The sequence below is a fragment of the Devosia equisanguinis genome, from assembly GCF_900631955.1.
GTDB lineage: Bacteria > Pseudomonadota > Alphaproteobacteria > Rhizobiales > Devosiaceae > Devosia > Devosia equisanguinis.
This window is the reverse complement of record NZ_UZWD01000028.1, coordinates 12838-29504: the sequence shown is the minus strand read 5'-3', so window position 1 is coordinate 29504 and position 16667 is coordinate 12838. Positions and strand designations below refer to the sequence as shown.

Here is a 16667-nt window from a genome sequence, read left to right as displayed (position 1 = left end):
TCCTAGGGGCCGAGCAGGCTGGCGGCGGTGATCAGGCTCTGCGCGATATCGACGATGCGTCGGTTCTGGTTCATGGCGGTGGAGCGCAGCAGCGCATAGGCGTCCGGCTCGCTCAGGCCACGTGTTTTCATCAAGATGCCCTTGGCCTGGTCGACGATCTTGCGTTCTTCCAGCGCGCTGCGCGCTTCTTCCAGCTCCCGCGTCAGGCGCGAAAAGGCGTTGAACCTCGATATCGCCATGTCCATGATCGACTTGACGCGCTCCTTGCGCAGCCCGTCCACGACATAGGCCGACACCCCCGCCTCCACCGCTTTTTCGATCATCGCGCCGTCCGAGCGATCGACAAACATGGCGATCGGGCGTTGCACGGCGCGGCTCAATGAAAAGAAGTGTTCCAGCGTGTCGCGCTTGGGATTTTCCAGGTCGATGATGATCACGTCGGGTGCCGATTGCTGGATGGTCCGCGCGACTTCGTTGACGTCATGGATCACCGCCACCTTGTGGTGGCCCGCCTCGCGCAATCCATCTTCGATGATCGAAGCCCGGATGCGGTTTTCGTCAATGACCAGGATGGAAAGGGCGGCATACGTCATGGCCTACGGGTATGAGATGCACAATCATTATGCAAGACAAGAACCTGCGCAATCACTAGCCATTTTACGCCTGCGCTAGTTCTTTTCGCCACGCTGTCGCCCTATAGACGAAACAATTTGGCATCAGCGCACGTAGCTGCTCGCGTGTTTCCGGGGGCGTTGTCTTGCCGTCTTTACTTCAGCTGTTCAACCTCCTCGTCCCCAAGGATGCAGGCTCGCGCGAGCTTGCGCGCGGCATCGCCTATGGCAGCCATCCCCGCCAGCGGCTCGATATTTATGCGCCTCGCATGTCGGTCGGCCCGCGTCCCGTGGTGTTTTTCATCTATGGCGGCTCATGGAGCGACGGCGATCGAACCAATTACGATTTCGCCGGTCGGGCCATTGCCGCGCTCGGCTATGTCACCGTCATCGCCGACTACCGCCTCGTGCCCGACATCGAATATCCGGTGTTTCTCGAGGATGGCGTCGCGGCGCTCGACTGGGTCGCAACCAACATCGCCACCTATGGCGGCGACCCCGCGCGTCTGGCGCTCATGGGGCACTCGGCCGGCGCCTATAATGCCACCATGCTGGCGCTCCATCCGGCCTATGCAAGCCGGCTGGCGTCGCCCGCCGGCATTGCCTGCGTGGTCGGCCTATCCGGTCCCTACGATTTTTTTCCATTCGACGGGCCGATCTCGCGGCGCGTCTTCGGTGGAGTCAGCAACCCGGAAGATACCCAGCCCATAGTGCATGTGACCCGCAAGGCGCCGCCCATGCTGCTGGGCACAGGTGACAAGGACAATCTGGTCCTGCCCCGCAACACCGTCGCGCTGGCCAATCGCCTGCGCGTCATGGGCAATTCGGTCGAAGAGCGCCATTACCCGCAATTGGGGCACCCGCAAACGCTTCTGGTCCTCAGCCGACCGGCACGACATCTCGCGCCGGTCCTCCCAGATGTCGCCGCTTTCCTTTCGCAATACCTCGACTGAACTGCCTCAGGCCAGCAGCGCCAGATCCGCCGGTACGTCGCGTTCGAAAACCAGTTTGCCGTCCACTACGGTCAGTCTCGCATGGTGGATGGCCGTGGCCCGCGCGGCAATATCGGGTGGACCAGCGGCCTGGCTCACTTCGTCCCAGAGACAATGGGTGAAATAATAGATCGCCGCATGGTCACCATTGACCACCACATCGGCATGGCGAACGAACTTTTTGTCCATAGGATCGCTGCCGGGCTCGGTGCCGATCAACCCCTGCCGGGTCCAGTTGATGGTATCGTCGGAACGATAGGCAGCCTGGCCGCGCCATTCGTCGGTGATCAGCCAGTAATAGCCGCCCAGTTCGAACACGTTCGGCCCCTCATGCGGCGGCGCATCCGGCGAGCCGGGCAAGACCAGTCCCTCCAGCGTCCAGTCCATCAAGTCGGTGCTGGTGGCGCTCCAGGTGCTCGATCCCTGGCCTTCGTCCTTGTACCACATGCGCCACAGCCCATCCGGGCTCTTGAACACGCAGGCGTCGATGCAATTGCCGCTCGAGAGCTTTAGCGGCCCCACCCGCGTCCAGTTTTCGAGATCGGGACTGGTGAAATGGGTGATGGTGCGCGGCACCTTCCAATGCGTCGGCGTGCCGGTGATATAGCTGAGGAACATGTGATACTGCCCCTCGGCCCAGATGATCTCCGGCGCCCAATGGGTGTTGAGTCCGTCATCTCCGGGCGCATCCAGCCCCTTCACTGTACCGCGATAGTGCCAGCTGGCGCCGCCATCGCTGGACACCGCAATCCCGATCGGCGAGCCATGGATCCAGCCGAAACCCGGCTCGTCCATCTGTGCCCGGCGATTGGTGTAGAACATCCAGTATTCACCGGTGCCTTCCTTGCGCACCACCACCGGGTCCGCCGCGCCATCCTGGATCGGATCGCGAAAAATCGGTGCACTCATTTCAAACTCCAAAAACTTCTGTCCGATATTCTCGCATACGCCGCGCCGCCCTCGGACTTGATCCGAGGGCCATTTCTGGTCGGCACGGCCCGACGACAACACCCCTAAGCGCCCTCGTAGATCCGAACGCTGCGCCCATCCGGCCTGTCCACCAGCCGCCCCTCCCGGCCCACCGACTCTGCGGCCAGCCTCACCATTTCCGGATCGGTCTTGAGCTTGCCGTCGCCGGCATCGTCGGTCGAGAGCACGCTGGCCTTGAGCAGCCGCGAATAGGGGTGCTGAGGGTTGTCGAGCACGGTGCGCGCATCGCCCATTTCCACGATCCGCCCGCGCTGCATGATGATCAGCCGGTTGGAAATGTAATAGGCCGTTGCTAAGTCGTGGGTGATGTAGATCACCGACACCTTGAGATCGTCGCGCAGGCTCTTGAGCAGATTGACGATGCTCATGCGCAGGCTCGCATCCACCATCGACACCGGCTCGTCCGCCACCAGCAGCGGCGGATTGGGGATCAGCGCCCGCGCAATGGCGGCGCGCTGCAATTGCCCGCCGCTCATCTCGTGCGGAAAGCGCCCCCGCACTTCCTTGAGGCTCAGCCCCACCTTCTGCAAAGCCTCGTCCATGGCGCGGTCGATCACCGCCTTGTCGGAGGTGTCGAGAAACCGCCGCGCGGTCGACTCCAGATAGCGCTCGATCTTTTTCAGCGGATTGAACGCCTCGAACGGATTCTGGAATACCGGTTGCACATTGGCCATGAATTTGAGCCGCTCGGCCCGTCCGGCCTTGCGATCCACCTTCTGTCCCCTGAACAGGATTTCGCCTTCCGTGGGGTCTTCCAAGCCCAGGATCATCCGGGCCAGCGTCGTCTTGCCGGAACCGGATTCACCGATGACGGTGAATATTTCCGGGTTCTCCATCGACAGCGAAAAGCTGGCATCCATCACCGCGTTGACGGTCTTGCGACCGAACAGGCCCCCCATGCGGAAGCTCTTGGAGACGTCACGAATATCGAGCAGCGTGCTCATGCCATCACTCCTGCCGGTTTGGCCGCGCCGACCAACGGCTTGACGTCCTGCCAGCGCCAGCAGGCGCTGCGCTGGTCCGGTGCCACCACTTCCATGGGCGGCGCCTCCTGCTTGCATTTATCCACCGCCAGCGGGCAGCGCGGATGGAAGCGACAGCCACTCGGGGGATCGGCCAGATTGGGCGGGCGGCCTTCAAGGGCCGGGCGCTGCTGGGTATCGCCGATGCGCGGCAGGCTGGCCACCAGATGGGCGGTATAGGGATGCTTGGGGGTAAAGAACATCTGCCGCGTCGGGCCTTCCTCCACCAGCCGCCCGGCATAGATGATGCCTACGCGGTCGGCGACATTGGCGTGCACGCTCATGTCATGGGTCACGAACACCACCGAGGAATTCATCTCCGCCTGAATGTCGCGGATCAGGCTTAGCACTTCCTTTTGCACCACCACGTCGAGCGCCGTGGTCGGCTCGTCGGCAATGATGAATTCGGGGTGGCACACCGTCGCCAGCCCGATGGTCACGCGCTGCCGCATGCCGCCCGACAGTTCATGCGGATAGGCATTCAGCACCTCGGCCGGCAGCTTCAGCCGTTCCAGATGGCCTAAGACCCGCGCTTCGAACGCCTTGCCCGACAGACCCAGCGGCCGCGCCGCGAAATCGTGGAAAGTCTTGCCAATTTTGCGCACCGGGTTGAGCACGCTCATCGACCCCTGCATGATATAGCTGAGGTTCTTCCAGCGCACCGCCTCGATCTGGGCGGGGCTGGCATGGGCGACGTCGATCGGGCCGCTCTTGAAATTGTACTTCACCGTGCCATCGACCACCCGCAGGGGCGGACGAATGGCGGCGGCCAGCACCTTGATGAAGCTGGTCTTGCCCGAGGAGCTTTCCCCGGCAATGCCATAGACCTCGCCCTTCTTGATGTTCATGGTGATGCCATCGACGGCCCGCACCTCTCGGCTCACGCCGAAATAGTTCATCTGGTAGTAGGCCTTGAGACCTTCGACCTTGAGCACGTCTTCCTTGCTGTCACGGCTCATGGCTCAGGCTCCCATGCGGCGCAGGCGGCTGCGCGGGTCGATATATTCATTCATGGACATGGCGAGCAGGAACAGTCCGACAAAGGTGATGACGATCAGGATTACCGGGATGACGATCCACCACCAGGTGCCCACCACCATGGCGGAGTGGCTGTTGGCCCAGTAGAGCACCGTGCCGATGGTGGGGGTGTTGATATTGGTAAAGCCGAGCACCGCCAGCGTCACCTCAAGCCCGATCGACCACAGCATATTGTTCATGAAGGTCGAAAACACGATGGGCATGACATAGGGCAGGTGCTCTTCCATCAGCACCTTGCGGGTGCTCATGCCGGCGAACACTGCGTGACGGGTGAATTCGCGATGCTTGAGGCCCACCGCGATGGAGCGGATGAGGCGCGCGTCGAATGGCCAGCCGAAACAGGCCAGGATCAGCGCCATGGTGGTGCTGTCCATATTGTTGCGCAGCACGAAATACAGCAGCACCAGGATCGGGAAGATCGGCACCGACACGAAAATGTCGGTGATGAACATCAGCACCCGGTCCACCCAGCCCCCGACATAGCCGGCGGTCAGGCCCACCGCGATGGAGATGATGCGGCTGAGAAAGGCCACGGTCAGGCCGAAGATCAGGCTGTTCTTGAACGCCTCGGACAGCTGCCAGAACAGGTCCTGGCCACGCGAATTGGTGCCGAACCAGAATTGGGCCGAAGGCGGCTGGTCGGGAATGGTGGTGTAGATCAGTGAAGGATCCACCGGCGCGAAATAGCTGGCGGCTGCGAAGATGACCACCAGACCCACCAGCACCAGGCCGATGGCGAATTCCACATTATAGCGAATGAGGTCGCGGAAGACGGCAAACATGGTCTCTTACTCCGCCCGCACGCGTGGATCGAGAAGGGGGTGCAGCAGGTCGACGATGAAGATGGCCGAGGCCACCGCCACGACGGAGATCGTCGCCACCGCCATCACCGTGGAATAATCGCCATAGTTCACCGCATCGACCAGGAGCGAGCCCAGGCCTGGATAGTTGAACACCTGCTCGATGATGATGGTGCCCGAAAACACCTGGCCGATGACGATGGCCAGCGCCATCACCTGCGGCACCATCGCATTGCGCATCACATAGCCGCCCACAATGGTGCGGCGCTTGACCCCGGCCAGCTCGGCATAGGTCACATAGTCTTCGGTCACGATATTGGAGACCAGCGCCCGCATGCCGATGAACCAGCCGCCCAAGCCTACCAGAACCAGCGACAGCGCCGGCAGTAGTGAGTGCTGCAACACCGAGAAGATGAATTGCGGTGTAAGGCCCGGCCTTACCTCCATCGAAAAGCCGCCCGAGATCGGCAGTACCGGCCAGAGGAAGCCGAAGATGATGAGGATGATGAAGGCCACGATGTAGTAGGGGATCGGTTGCAAAGCCATGGCTATGACGCCAAAGGCTTTGAGGAAGCGGTTGTCCTGAAAGTAGCCCGCGAGGCCGCCCATGATGTTACCGACAACGAAGGTGATCATCGTCGCTGAAATCATCAGCCCCATGGTCCAGGGCAGACTACGCATAACCAGTTCCATGGCCGGCGTCGGAAATGCCATCAGCGACGCGCCGAGGTCACCACGCACTATGCGCGTCCAGTAGCTCAGATATTGCTGGAACACAGGCTGGTCGGTGCCGAACATCGCCTGCAGGGCTTCGCGCGTCGAGGCGATGGATTCCGGCGACAGGTTCGAACGTGACGACAGCCGCCCCAGCACCTGCTCCACCGGATCGATGGGCGACAGATAGGTGATGAAGAACATCCCCGACACGCCGAAGAAGATCACGGCAAACAATTGCAGCAGCCGTTTTCCGGCAAACAGGAGATAACTTCGCATTCGGACTCCTCAACGTCCTTGCGCCGCCATCCACCGCGCACCCCGCCAACAGGTCAGGGCAGGATTTTCACGCTTGGCGGGAAATCCGGGGTGTGGGGCATCTTGTCGGCCTCTGCCCCTTTGCTCCGCCGGAGCATCGGGAGTGGGGCGGGCCCTCGAACACAGTTCGATGCGCCGATCCCGTCGCAGAAGGCTTTTTGTTCCGGCGCCGCACCCGGCTCCGCATGGGGGAGGGGGCAGGCCTTTGTTCTGGGGCTCGCTCATCTGGGGAAAAACGTCGGGGGCGCAGTTTCCCGCGCCCCCGCGGGAGCGGCCCGGACTGTGCCGGGCCACCAGGGAGGAGCTTAGCTCGCCGCCGGGGCGATCTGGGTGAAGATATACCGACCGTTCGACCAGTTGGTGACCGGGTTGGCATAGTTGTTCTCAGCGTTCGGCCAGCCGGTCCAGTACTTGTTCGACTGAATGGAGAACACGTTATAGGCCATGATCGGGATATTCGGCATCTCTTCGAGATGCAGCTTGATGAAGTCGTGGCCCAGCTCGATCCCCTTGGGGTCGTTGAAGTCCACCTTGCGGATGGCTTCGATGATCTCGTCGAGGCGCGGATCCTTCCAGCGCATCCAGTTGCGATCCGGCTGCGACTGTCCCGGCTCGGCGACATAGGCCGAGTGGTAGCTGTCCATGAAGAAGCTGAGGTCGGGGTGACCGCCCCAGGTTTCCACGGCCCAGGCGATATTGACTTCATAGTCGCCGACGCGCTGGCGATCCCAGGTGGTGGCATCCACCATGGCCGAAGCGCCGATGCCGTTCTGGGCCCAGGTCTGGGCGATGATCACGCCCAGACGATTGACCACGCCTTCCTGCGGCACCATCACGGTGAAGTCGAACGGAGCGCCGTCCGGCATCATCCACTTGTTGCCGTTCTTGGTGAAGCCGGCCGAGGTCAGCAGTTCTTCTGCGGCCTGGATATTCTGCTTCCACCAGCCATAGCCGAAGGCGTTGCGCACCGCCGTTTCGTCGGTCGGCACGGCGTCGCCGAATTGCGGGCGCACCATGTCGGCGATCTGCGTGCCGATATTGGGATCGTAGGGCTTCACCTTGCTGGTGCCCGTATCGATCTCGTAATTGATCATGAACTCCTGCAGCGGCGCATGATAGTCGCGCGGATGCGTGCCGGTCGGGGGCACCGAAATGGCCGAGAGCGTCGCCGCGCCGCGATAGGACGCCATCGACATGGAGCGCGCATCGAGCATCAGCGCCAGGGCCCAGCGCACGCGCTTGTCCTGGAATTTCGGGTTCTGGTGGTTGAAGATCGCCATCACCAGCGTCGGATCGGGATGGGCATAGGGGAAGCCCGGGAACCAGCCCTGGATCTGCGGGTCCTGCTGCACCACCGAGAACGTGCCTTCCGGCGTCAGGTCGTGCACCATGTCGAGATTGCCGTTGCGGATCTCGATCAGGCGGTTATCCGTGGTGATGTTGTTGCGATAGATGATGTATTTCGGCTTGGGCTCGGCAATCATGCCCATGGCCGTGCGCTGCCAGTCCTCGCGCTTCTGCCACACATACCAAGTGCCGTTCGGGTCGAACGAATGCAGCGTGTAGGGGCCGATGGAGACGGGCGGATTGGCCTCGTAGGTGAGAATGTCGACATTCTCATAGACATGCTTGGGCATGATCCAGGCGGCGGTCCAGCGCACGCAGAACAGGGCGTGGAAACGCGAATTCGGCGCCTTGAGCTTGAAGTGCACCGTATATTTGTCGGGGGCGGTGACTTCGGCGACCTGGTTGGAGAAGGCGCCGTTATAGGGCGTGCCGGGGGTCGCAGCCTGCTTTTCGACCGTGAACACCACGTCGTCGGCAGTGAACTCGACGCCATCGCTCCAGAAAATGCCCTGCTTGAGCTTCACGGTCATTTCCGAGAAGTCGGCATTATATTCCCAGAGGTCGTCGGCCAGCGAATTGTAGATGGCGTTCTCGCTCGCGCCTTCCACACCGGCATCGGGGTCGATGAACCACAGCGTGTCGGTGGTCAGGTTGTGGGTGCCGTTGGAGATGCCATTGCCGGCGCCCACTGCCCACAGATTGAACCAGCCCGGATTGCGGATCACGCCTTCCGGATTGTGGACGATAACGGTTTCGTTGCGGGGGAATTGGGTGAGGTCGGGCGCCGAACCCTCCTGCGCCATGGCCAGGCCATTGCCCGCCACCATGATTGCGCCGACGGCCGTCGTGCCGATCAGAAAACTGCGTCTATCCATCGATGTCCTCCCAGTTGACGCGCTTGTTGCGCGTTTGCGGCGGGCTCAGGGCCTGCACCATAAGTCATACTTAACCTCCCCATTCAGGTTGTCAATGGAGGTTGTGATATAAATCCAAATCTATGATATAAAATATAAAAGGGCGCATCCCGAGGGATGCGCCCTTTGTTTTCAAGCCTTTGGTCGAGGCGCGCGGAGGTCTGTCATTTCCCCCTCGCGCCTCTGTGACCGCGCCCTCATGGCTGTCCAGCCCGCACGAGGCGGACAGCCATTTCACTCTGCCTGAGCCGGGCCTCAGATCTTCACGCGCACCATCTGGTAGGAATAGGGCGGCAGGGCGACGCTGAACTTGCCGTCGGCAATGCGGGCGCCTTCGCCCTTCTTCGGCGCGACTTCATCCTGCTTCTTGGCGGTGTTCACGGCCTTTAGGTTCGGATGCGTCATCACCTGGTGATCGATCACAGTGCCGCCGGCAAAGCCCTGCAGACTCACTTCTGTCTCGATGCTCTCGCTGGTGTGGCGGTTGACCAGGAAGAAGGTCAAAACACCCTCGTCCTCGTTATGCACGCCCGAGATGTCGACAAAGGGGGTGTCGGCGGCATGGGTAGTTTCATAGCAGGGTGACGATGTCACCAGCTGCAGCGCCGTGCCGCGACCATAGACCGAGGCGAAGTAGTATGGATAGTAGATGGTCTGCGCCCAGGCCGGGCCGCCCTTTTCGGTCATGATCGGCGCGATCACGTTCACCAACTGGGCGATACAGGCGATCTTCACCACATCCGAGCGGCGGATGAAAGTGTTGAGGATCAGCCCCACCATCAAAACGTCTTCGAAATTGTAGATGTCCTCGAGCAGGCCCGGCGCATGCGGCCAGCCGTCATTGCCATCGAGGATTTTGCGGTCCTGCTGGTTGGAGTGGTACCAGACGTTCCACTCGTCGAAGGAAATATAGATGTCCTTCTTGCTCTTCTTTTTGGCCTTCACCTGCTTGATGGTGGCCGCGACGGTGTCGATATAGCGCTCCAGCTTGTGGCTGAGGCCCAGATAGTTCGGCGTATTGTCGTCGCGGTTGGCGAAGTACATGTGCAGGCTGATATGATCGACGTGATCATAGGTGTGCTCGAGCACGATGCGTTCCCAATCCGGGAAGCTGGGCATGTCCATATGCGAGGAGCCGCAGACGATCAGCTCGAGGCTCTTGTCGAACATGCGCATGGCACGGGCGGTGTTGGCGGCCAGCTTGCCATATTCGTCGGCATCCTTGTGGCCAACCTGCCAGGGGCCGTCCATCTCGTTGCCGAGGCACCACATCTTGACGTTCCACGGCTCCTTGCGGCCGTTCTTGATGCGCAGGTCGCTCCAATAGGAGCCGCCCGGATGGTTCACATATTCAAGGAAATTGCGCGCATCGTCGACGCCGCGCGAACCGAGATTGACCGCCAGCATCATTTCGGTGCCCACAGTCGCGCACCAGTCGGCGAATTCATGCACGCCCACGGCGTTGCTTTCCGAGGTATGCCAGGCCAGGTCCAGGCGGGTCGGGCGCTCCTCACGCGGGCCGATGCCGTCTTCCCAGTTATAGGCCGACACGAAATTGCCGCCCGGATAGCGCACCACCGGCACGTTGAGCTTTTTCACCAGCTCGGCCACGTCGCCGCGCATGCCGTCCTTGTCGGCGCTCGGATGGTCCGGCTCGTAAATACCTTCGTAAACGGCACGGCCGAGATGCTCGAGAAAAGCCCCATAGACACGGTCGTCGATTTTCGAGATCGTATAGTCCTTGTTCGCGATAACGGACGCTTTCACCGTGTCCTCCACTAATTCCGTTTTTCTGATTTGTATCAGCTAAGCGGTTTTAGCGGCGCCACGTTGCGCTTGCAAGCGTCATTTGTATGATTTTTGTGTGGCTTTTTCGGTGCCGCCACGAGGGCAGGGGCGTGCAGCCGAGACCCCGGCAATGCCGGCCGATCTCAGCCCGCGACATGCAGGCGCAGCAGGATATCCTGGTCGTAATTGCCGAAGCCGCGGCCGAAAATATTGATGCCGCCCGGATGCTTGGCATCCTCCTTGACCGCAATGCGCAGCCGGATCGAATGGTGGTTGGCCAGGTCCAGATCGGCCAGCGATACCGGCGAAATCTTCATGCCATCGATGAAGGTGCCGTTCGCGGTCACGCGCCAGCTCTTGAGCTTGCCATATTGGCTGCCCTTGAGCTTCCACCAGTCCGGCGTATAGACGCCGCGCTTGTCGCCGAAATCCCCGGTCGAGAGCCAGGTGCCGATCTCCGTGCCGTTGACGGAAAGCGTAATATCGCTGGGCCAGTCGGCCGAGGTGCCCGGCACTTCCGAGCTCAGTTCCAGCGAAAACTCCATGCTTTCAATGGTGTTCTGCGCCAGCTTGGCATTGTTGGGGAACTGGTATTCCACATAGCCGCGCGTGAACCAGATCAGGCCTGTTTTCATCCGTTCCGGATCGAGAAAGGTGTCCGGCACATCCAGCAGGCCGATAATCCCCTCGGTCGAGCACAGCCCGCAGGGGGCGGAGACATCGCAGCTGGTATAGAGCCCCAGCGGCATCGCCACTTCGATCGTGTTGGAGCGCAGCTGGCCGATGTCTTCCTTGAACATCACCAGCACCTCGTCAAAGGTGGAGTGGCAGATCTTCTGGTTGCCCTTGCGCGCCTTCTGCGTTTCGGTGCGGATCAGGCCGGCATTTTCCAGAATCTGCAGGTTGGTCGACACGGTCGATTGCGGCAGGCTCAGGCGCTCGGCAATGTCATTGCCATTGAGCGGCCCCTCGATATGCAGCAATTTCAGTATTTTGACACGAATTGCGGAGGCCAGGCCCTTGAGAACGTCTAGGTCCTCTTCGGGGTCTACGACAAGGAAATTGCGGCTCATGCTGCGACTAACGACACCCAATGAAGATCAGTATTGTCTATCAGTAAATATGAAACAGTCAAACAAACTGTCATATTCGTGACGCAATTGCGCTAATTTCCTTCACATCCGTGGTAATCACGATTGCCGATTTGAATGCGTGCCGATGGTCTCCTGCAGCAATGGCATCAATGCCACCGCCCCTGAACAGGGTATGCGCTGCCCGAAATCCCGCGCTAATTTGCCCCTATCCTCGGGAGGTTCTGCCGCCATGTCTTTTGCCCGCCTTTGCGTCATCGCCAGCCTGGCGCTCCTGGCCACGCCCGCCGCCGCCGGCACGGTGACGCTGGTCTCGGACAGCTATTCGCTGAGCCACCCCGTCCCGCATCTGCATTTCGAGGGGCCGGTCGTGGAAGGCGATGTCGATCAGCTGAAAACACTCTTCGACGCCAATATCGCCTGCGGTTTCGAGCAACTGCCGGTGGACGGCGGCAATTGCGCCGTCATCACCCTCGAAAGCCCCGGCGGCAATTATGTCGAGGGCCTGACCATGGCTCAGTTCCTGCGCGACAACCGCATTGCCTCCATGGTCGAGGCGGGTGCGGAGTGCTATTCCGCCTGTGCCTTCGCCTTCCTTGGCGGCACCGGCTATTCCACCCAGGACGGCATCGGCGTCTATATCGATCGCATGGTCGCCCCCGGCGCCATCCTCGGCTTCCACGCGCCCTATTTCGCCCCGGATGCGCTCGATGGCCTCGTTGCGCAGTTTGGTCTCGACGAGGTGCTCGGCGCCACCCGCGGCGACATCGCCATCATGGTGCGCGAGCTGGTGAACTGGAATGTCGATGCGAATGTGCTCGGCTACATCGTCTCCATGGGCCCTGATGAGACCTATGACATCACCACCGGCGAGGACTATTTCCTCACCCGCAGCGCCTTGCCGCCCGAACTGGCCATCGACGATCAGAAAACCAGCCTCGGCGATGCTGTCTACAATGCCTGCATCTATCTGCTGTCCGAGCATGAGAGCACATTTCCCAGCACCCTGATCGACCGCATTACCGAAACCGCCATGACCGAGATCGGCAAGGATTCCACCGGCGCCGCCATCACCGGTTATCGTCTCGGCCCCGATAATCCGCTCGGGCTCACCTTCTGCGGCTTCCCGTCCGCGCAACTTGAGGGAAATGGCGACGCCGATATCGCCCTCTATACCGGCGCCGGCATAGAGGGCGACATTCGCCCCATGCTCACACTGTTCTTCCGCCCCAATGGCTGGTCAAGCCTCGGCGGCACCGGCAATGTCGCCCGCTCCATCTTCCAGAAGGGCGCCATGACCACGATGTTCCTGAGCCCGGTCGGCGAAGTGACGCGGGACCTGTTCTTCTAGAACCGCAAATGTCCAGGCGCACCGCGCCTTCCCCACCCACGATCGTCACCCTCGGGCTTGACCCGAGGGCGTTTCGGTTGCGGTTGCTCCGTCCCACCCCGCGGAAAATCCCCACGCCCCCCACGACACCTCTGCGACTAAAGCATAACTTTCTCCCGCGCCCTCGACCTGTTTTCTAGGGCGCCCGCCTGGGGAGGCGGTAACCCCTAAGGGAGAGATCGATGTCCGAAGACAAGGCCCAGAGCCTCCGCGAAGCCGCGCTGCATTTCCACGAATATCCGCGCCCGGGTAAGCTGGAGATCACCCCCATCAAGCCGCTGGCCAATACGCGCGACCTCTCGCTCGCCTATTCTCCCGGCGTCGCCACCCCCTGCGAGGAGATCGCCGCCAATCCGGCCGATGCCTATCGCTACACCTCCAAGGGCAATCTCGTCGCCGTCATCTCCAACGGCACGGCTGTGCTCGGCCTGGGCAATATCGGCGCCCTGGCCAGTAAGCCGGTGATGGAAGGCAAGGCGGTCCTGTTCAAGAAATTCGCCGGCATCGATTCCATCGATATCGAGGTCAACGAGCAGGATCCCAAGAAATTCATCGAGATCGTCGCCCCGCTGGAGCCGACCTTTGGCGGCGTCAATCTCGAGGATATCAAGGCCCCCGAATGCTTCGAGATCGAGGAAGCGCTGCGCGAGCGCATGAATATCCCGGTCTTCCATGATGACCAGCACGGCACCGCCATCATCGTCGCCGCCGCCGTCATCAATGCCATGCGTCTGGTCGGCAAGGACATTTCCAAGGTCAAGATCTGCACGTCGGGGGCAGGTGCCGCCGCCATTGCCTGCATGAACATGCTGATCGCTGTGGGCGCCAAGCGCGAAAATATCTGGATCGCCGACTCCAAGGGCCTCGTCACCAAAAAGCGCGACAATTCCGTCGATCGCTGGCGCGGCGCCTTTGCCCAGGACACCGACAAGACCGAGCTGGCGGAGGTCATGGACGGCGCCGATATCTATGTCGGCCTCTCCAAGGCCGGGGCGCTGAAGCCCGAAATGATGAAGAACATGGCCCCCAATCCGCTGATCCTGGGCCTCTCCAATCCCACCCCGGAAATCATGCCGGAACTGGCCAAGGAAGCCCGTCCCGATGCACTGGTCTGCACTGGTCGCTCGGACTATCCCAATCAGGTCAACAACGTCCTCTGCTTCCCCTTTCTCTTCCGCGGCGCGCTCGATTGCGGCGCTACCATCATCAACGAGGAAATGAAGGCCGCCGCCGCCCATGCCATCGCCAAGCTGGCGCATGAGCCGGGCCTCGAAGCCACCGCCCATGGTGTGCCGGCGATTTTCGGACCCGACTATCTCATTCCCAATCCTTTCGATCAGCGCCTGATCCTGCGCATCGCCCCGGCCGTCGCTAAGGCGGCGATGGATTCTGGCGTCGCCACCCGCCCCATTGCCGATTTCGACGCCTATCGGGATCAGCTCCGCCGCTTCGTCTTCCGCTCCGGCATGGTGATGAAGCCGATGATCGAGCGGGCCCAGGCCGCCAACAAGCGCATCGCCTTTGCCGAAGGCGAGGACGAGCGCGTGCTGCGCGCCGCTCAGGTCATTCTCGAAGACGGCATCGGCAAGCCGATCCTCATCGGCCGCCCCTCGGTGATTGAATCAAGATTGGAGCGTTTCGGGCTAACCATCCGTCCGGGCAGCGATTTCGAGATCATCAACCCCGAAGACGACCCGCGCTATCGCGACTATGTCGCCGATTTCCACGCCCTCGTCGGCCGCAAGGGCGTTACCCCCGACACCGCCCGCACCATCGTGCGCACCAACACCACCGTCATCGGTGCTCTGGCCGTGCGTCGCGGCGAAGCCGATGCACTGATTTGCGGTTTGCAGGGCCGCTTCATCAAGCATGCCCGCGACATCCACTCTATTATCGGGCTGTCCGAGGAGTCCAACCAGCTCTCGGCGCTTTCCATGCTGCTGCTCAACCGCGGCGTCTTCTTCCTGGCCGACACCTATGTGAATATCGACCCCACCGCCGATGAACTGGTGGCCATCACCTTGCAGGCCCGCGACCACCTCAAGCGCTTCAACATCGAGGCGCGCGCCGCGCTGCTCAGCTATTCCAATTTCGGCTCCCGCGACGGCGACACCTCGATCAAGATGCGCGAGGTCTACGACAAGCTCAAAGCCGTCGCCCCCGACCTAGTCGTCGAAGGCGAAATGCAGGGCGATCTGGCCGTCAATGCCGAACTGCGCTCCCGCTACATTCCGGACTCGGTGCTGTCAGGCGAAGCCAATCTCCTGGTCTTCCCCAATCTCGAAGCCGCCAACCTCTCAATGACCCTGCTCAAGGAGCTCAATAACGGCCTCCATATCGGCCCCATCCTCATGGGCACCAAGCAACCCGCGCACATCGTCGCGCCCACCGTCACCAGCCGCGGCCTCGTTAACATGGCCGCCATCGCCGCCACCGAAGCCGCAGGCCGACTTTAAGCCACTGTGAGAGTGTGGGCGTACCGACCTCTTGGTATCTACTGGCCGTCACCCTCGGGCTTGACCCGAGGGCGTTTCGGTTTGGGGCAGGCATAACGCCTTGGCCAACGCACCTTCCGCCTTTCCACGGCCACGGTTTGCGCTATCACTAGTCACACCCGCTTTGGGAGAGGCGGGCCGGAGGAAGCACATCCATGACATTTCGCGCCCTGGTCACCACAGCCCCAGTCGACGGCAAGAGCCAATCCAGCATCGAGACCCTCGATGACGCCCGGCTGCCCGACGGCGATGTGACCGTCGATATCGAGTGGGCCGGCCTCAACTACAAGGACGGCCTCTGCCTGACCGGGCAGGGTGGTCTGGTGCGCAGTTTTCCCCATGTCGCCGGCATCGACTTTGCCGGCACCGTTCGCTCAAGCGACGATTCCCGTTACACGAGCGGCGACAAGGTCGTTCTGACCGGTTGGCGCGTCGGCGAAACCCATTGGGGCGGCTATGCCGAGCGGGCGCGCGTCAAGGCCGACTGGCTGGTGCCGTTGCCGTCGGGCCTTTCCACCCGCGACGCCATGGTCATCGGCACGGCCGGGCTGACGGCCATGCTGGCTATCAACCGCCTTGAGGCCCTGGGTATCACCCCGGCCTCCGGCGAAATTCTGGTCACCGGCGCAGCCGGGGGCGTCGGTTCCATCGCCATCGCGCTGGCCCGGCGCCTCGGCTATTCCCTCACCGCCCTGTCCGGCCGTCCGCAGCACGCCGCCATGCTGCAGGCACTGGGCGCCACCACCGTGCTCGATCGTGCCGAATTCCTGGCCCAGCCGGACAAGCCGCTCGAAACCGCCCGCTATGCCGCTGCCATCGACTGCGTCGGCGGCGATATCCTGGGCAAGCTCCTGCGCCAGATCGCCTATGGCGGCGCGGTCGCCAGCCTGGGCAATGCTGCCGGCATCGCCCTCAACACCAATGTCCTGCCTTTCCTGCTGCGCGGCGTCACGCTGGCCGGCATCGACAGCGTCATGCAGCCCTATGACGCCCGCATCGCCGCCTGGTCGCGCCTCGCCGGCCTCTTCGATTTCGCCGCCTATGACGCCAATGTCGAAGAAGTCGGCCTCGCCGCCCTGCCGGAGAAAGCCGCGCAGATCCTCAAGGGCGAAGTCCGGGGCAGGGTGCTGGTCAACCCGAAGGCGTGAACGCGCCTG

The 16667-nt window shown here is 61.8% G+C and carries 13 protein-coding genes; 4 read left to right on the top strand and 9 right to left on the bottom strand.

Translation table 11 applies throughout. The features are described 5' to 3' along the window. Nucleotides 1–2: 2 nt before the first annotated feature. The gene (locus DEVEQU_RS11330; RefSeq protein WP_126150694.1) at nucleotides 3–593 is read right to left on the bottom strand and encodes an ANTAR domain-containing response regulator; all 591 of its coding nucleotides are present in this window, start codon (nucleotides 591–593) and stop codon (nucleotides 3–5) included. 164 nt (nucleotides 594–757) lie between these two features. Here DEVEQU_RS11330 and DEVEQU_RS11325 point away from each other — a divergent pair, with 164 nt between their 5' ends. Continuing rightward, complete coding sequence (locus DEVEQU_RS11325; protein ID WP_126150693.1) at nucleotides 758–1564, top strand: alpha/beta hydrolase; 807 nt, start codon at nucleotides 758–760, stop codon at nucleotides 1562–1564. A gap of 6 nt (nucleotides 1565–1570) precedes the next feature. Here the strand turns inward: DEVEQU_RS11325 and DEVEQU_RS11320 are convergent, their stop codons facing one another. The 8 genes from DEVEQU_RS11320 to DEVEQU_RS11285 form a co-directional block, all read right to left on the bottom strand. Then, nucleotides 1571–2512 carry a family 43 glycosylhydrolase gene (locus DEVEQU_RS11320; protein ID WP_126150692.1) on the bottom strand — a complete coding sequence of 314 codons (942 nt, stop codon included), beginning with the start codon at nucleotides 2510–2512 and terminating at the stop codon, nucleotides 1571–1573. 104 nt (nucleotides 2513–2616) lie between these two features. Beyond that, nucleotides 2617–3537 carry an ABC transporter ATP-binding protein gene (locus tag DEVEQU_RS11315; RefSeq protein ID WP_126150691.1) on the bottom strand — a complete coding sequence of 307 codons (921 nt, stop codon included), beginning with the start codon at nucleotides 3535–3537 and terminating at the stop codon, nucleotides 2617–2619. Continuing rightward, nucleotides 3534–4574, bottom strand: a complete 1041-nt coding sequence (locus DEVEQU_RS11310) for an ABC transporter ATP-binding protein (RefSeq protein WP_126150690.1) — start codon at nucleotides 4572–4574, stop codon at nucleotides 3534–3536. Before DEVEQU_RS11310 ends, DEVEQU_RS11315 begins: the two co-directional genes overlap by 4 nt. Before the next feature lie 3 nt (nucleotides 4575–4577). Then, a complete protein-coding gene (locus tag DEVEQU_RS11305) occupies nucleotides 4578–5435 on the bottom strand; it encodes an ABC transporter permease (protein ID WP_126150689.1) in 858 nt (285 codons plus the stop codon). Nucleotides 5436–5441: 6 nt separating this feature from the next. Beyond that, entirely contained in the window at nucleotides 5442–6446 is a 1005-nt protein-coding gene (locus DEVEQU_RS11300) for an ABC transporter permease (protein ID WP_126150688.1), read from the bottom strand. 344 nt (nucleotides 6447–6790) lie between these two features. Then, the gene (locus tag DEVEQU_RS11295; RefSeq protein WP_206437832.1) at nucleotides 6791–8707 is read right to left on the bottom strand and encodes an ABC transporter substrate-binding protein; all 1917 of its coding nucleotides are present in this window, start codon (nucleotides 8705–8707) and stop codon (nucleotides 6791–6793) included. Between the two features lie 294 nt (nucleotides 8708–9001). Next, nucleotides 9002–10513: an arabinosylfuranosidase ArfA gene (gene arfA / locus DEVEQU_RS11290; RefSeq protein WP_126150687.1), complete on the bottom strand. Its 1512-nt coding sequence runs from the start codon at nucleotides 10511–10513 to the stop codon at nucleotides 9002–9004. Nucleotides 10514–10677: 164 nt separating this feature from the next. Beyond that, a complete protein-coding gene (locus DEVEQU_RS11285) occupies nucleotides 10678–11607 on the bottom strand; it encodes an ArsR/SmtB family transcription factor (protein ID WP_126150686.1) in 930 nt (309 codons plus the stop codon). A 250-nt stretch (nucleotides 11608–11857) separates the two neighbouring features. On the opposite strand from DEVEQU_RS11285, the gene DEVEQU_RS11280 reads away from it, so the two are divergent. The 3 genes from DEVEQU_RS11280 (at nucleotide 11858) to DEVEQU_RS11270 (ending at nucleotide 16658) form a co-directional block, all read left to right on the top strand. Further along, nucleotides 11858–12976: a hypothetical protein gene (locus tag DEVEQU_RS11280; RefSeq protein WP_126150685.1), complete on the top strand. Its 1119-nt coding sequence runs from the start codon at nucleotides 11858–11860 to the stop codon at nucleotides 12974–12976. Between the two features lie 221 nt (nucleotides 12977–13197). Beyond that, a complete protein-coding gene (locus tag DEVEQU_RS11275; RefSeq protein WP_126150684.1) occupies nucleotides 13198–15471 on the top strand; it encodes an NADP-dependent malic enzyme in 2274 nt (757 codons plus the stop codon). A gap of 194 nt (nucleotides 15472–15665) precedes the next feature. Then, a complete protein-coding gene (locus tag DEVEQU_RS11270; protein WP_126150683.1) occupies nucleotides 15666–16658 on the top strand; it encodes an MDR family oxidoreductase in 993 nt (330 codons plus the stop codon). The last annotated feature ends 9 nt before the right edge of the window (nucleotides 16659–16667 follow it).

What these genes read in the sequence shown, in the direction of transcription:
- DEVEQU_RS11330 (WP_126150694.1), bottom strand. Translation starts at nt 593, where the DNA reads ATGACGTATGCCGCCCTTTCCATCCTGGTCATTGACGAAAACCGCATC.
- DEVEQU_RS11320 (WP_126150692.1), bottom strand. Translation starts at nt 2,512, where the DNA reads ATGAGTGCACCGATTTTTCGCGATCCGATCCAGGATGGCGCGGCGGAC.
- DEVEQU_RS11315 (WP_126150691.1), bottom strand. Translation starts at nt 3,537, where the DNA reads ATGAGCACGCTGCTCGATATTCGTGACGTCTCCAAGAGCTTCCGCATG.
- DEVEQU_RS11310 (WP_126150690.1), bottom strand. Translation starts at nt 4,574, where the DNA reads ATGAGCCGTGACAGCAAGGAAGACGTGCTCAAGGTCGAAGGTCTCAAG.
- DEVEQU_RS11305 (WP_126150689.1), bottom strand. Translation starts at nt 5,435, where the DNA reads ATGTTTGCCGTCTTCCGCGACCTCATTCGCTATAATGTGGAATTCGCC.
- DEVEQU_RS11300 (WP_126150688.1), bottom strand. Translation starts at nt 6,446, where the DNA reads ATGCGAAGTTATCTCCTGTTTGCCGGAAAACGGCTGCTGCAATTGTTT.
- DEVEQU_RS11295 (WP_206437832.1), bottom strand. Translation starts at nt 8,707, where the DNA reads ATGGATAGACGCAGTTTTCTGATCGGCACGACGGCCGTCGGCGCAATC.
- DEVEQU_RS11285 (WP_126150686.1), bottom strand. Translation starts at nt 11,607, where the DNA reads ATGAGCCGCAATTTCCTTGTCGTAGACCCCGAAGAGGACCTAGACGTT.
- DEVEQU_RS11280 (WP_126150685.1), top strand. Translation starts at nt 11,858, where the DNA reads ATGTCTTTTGCCCGCCTTTGCGTCATCGCCAGCCTGGCGCTCCTGGCC.
- DEVEQU_RS11275 (WP_126150684.1), top strand. Translation starts at nt 13,198, where the DNA reads ATGTCCGAAGACAAGGCCCAGAGCCTCCGCGAAGCCGCGCTGCATTTC.
- DEVEQU_RS11270 (WP_126150683.1), top strand. Translation starts at nt 15,666, where the DNA reads ATGACATTTCGCGCCCTGGTCACCACAGCCCCAGTCGACGGCAAGAGC.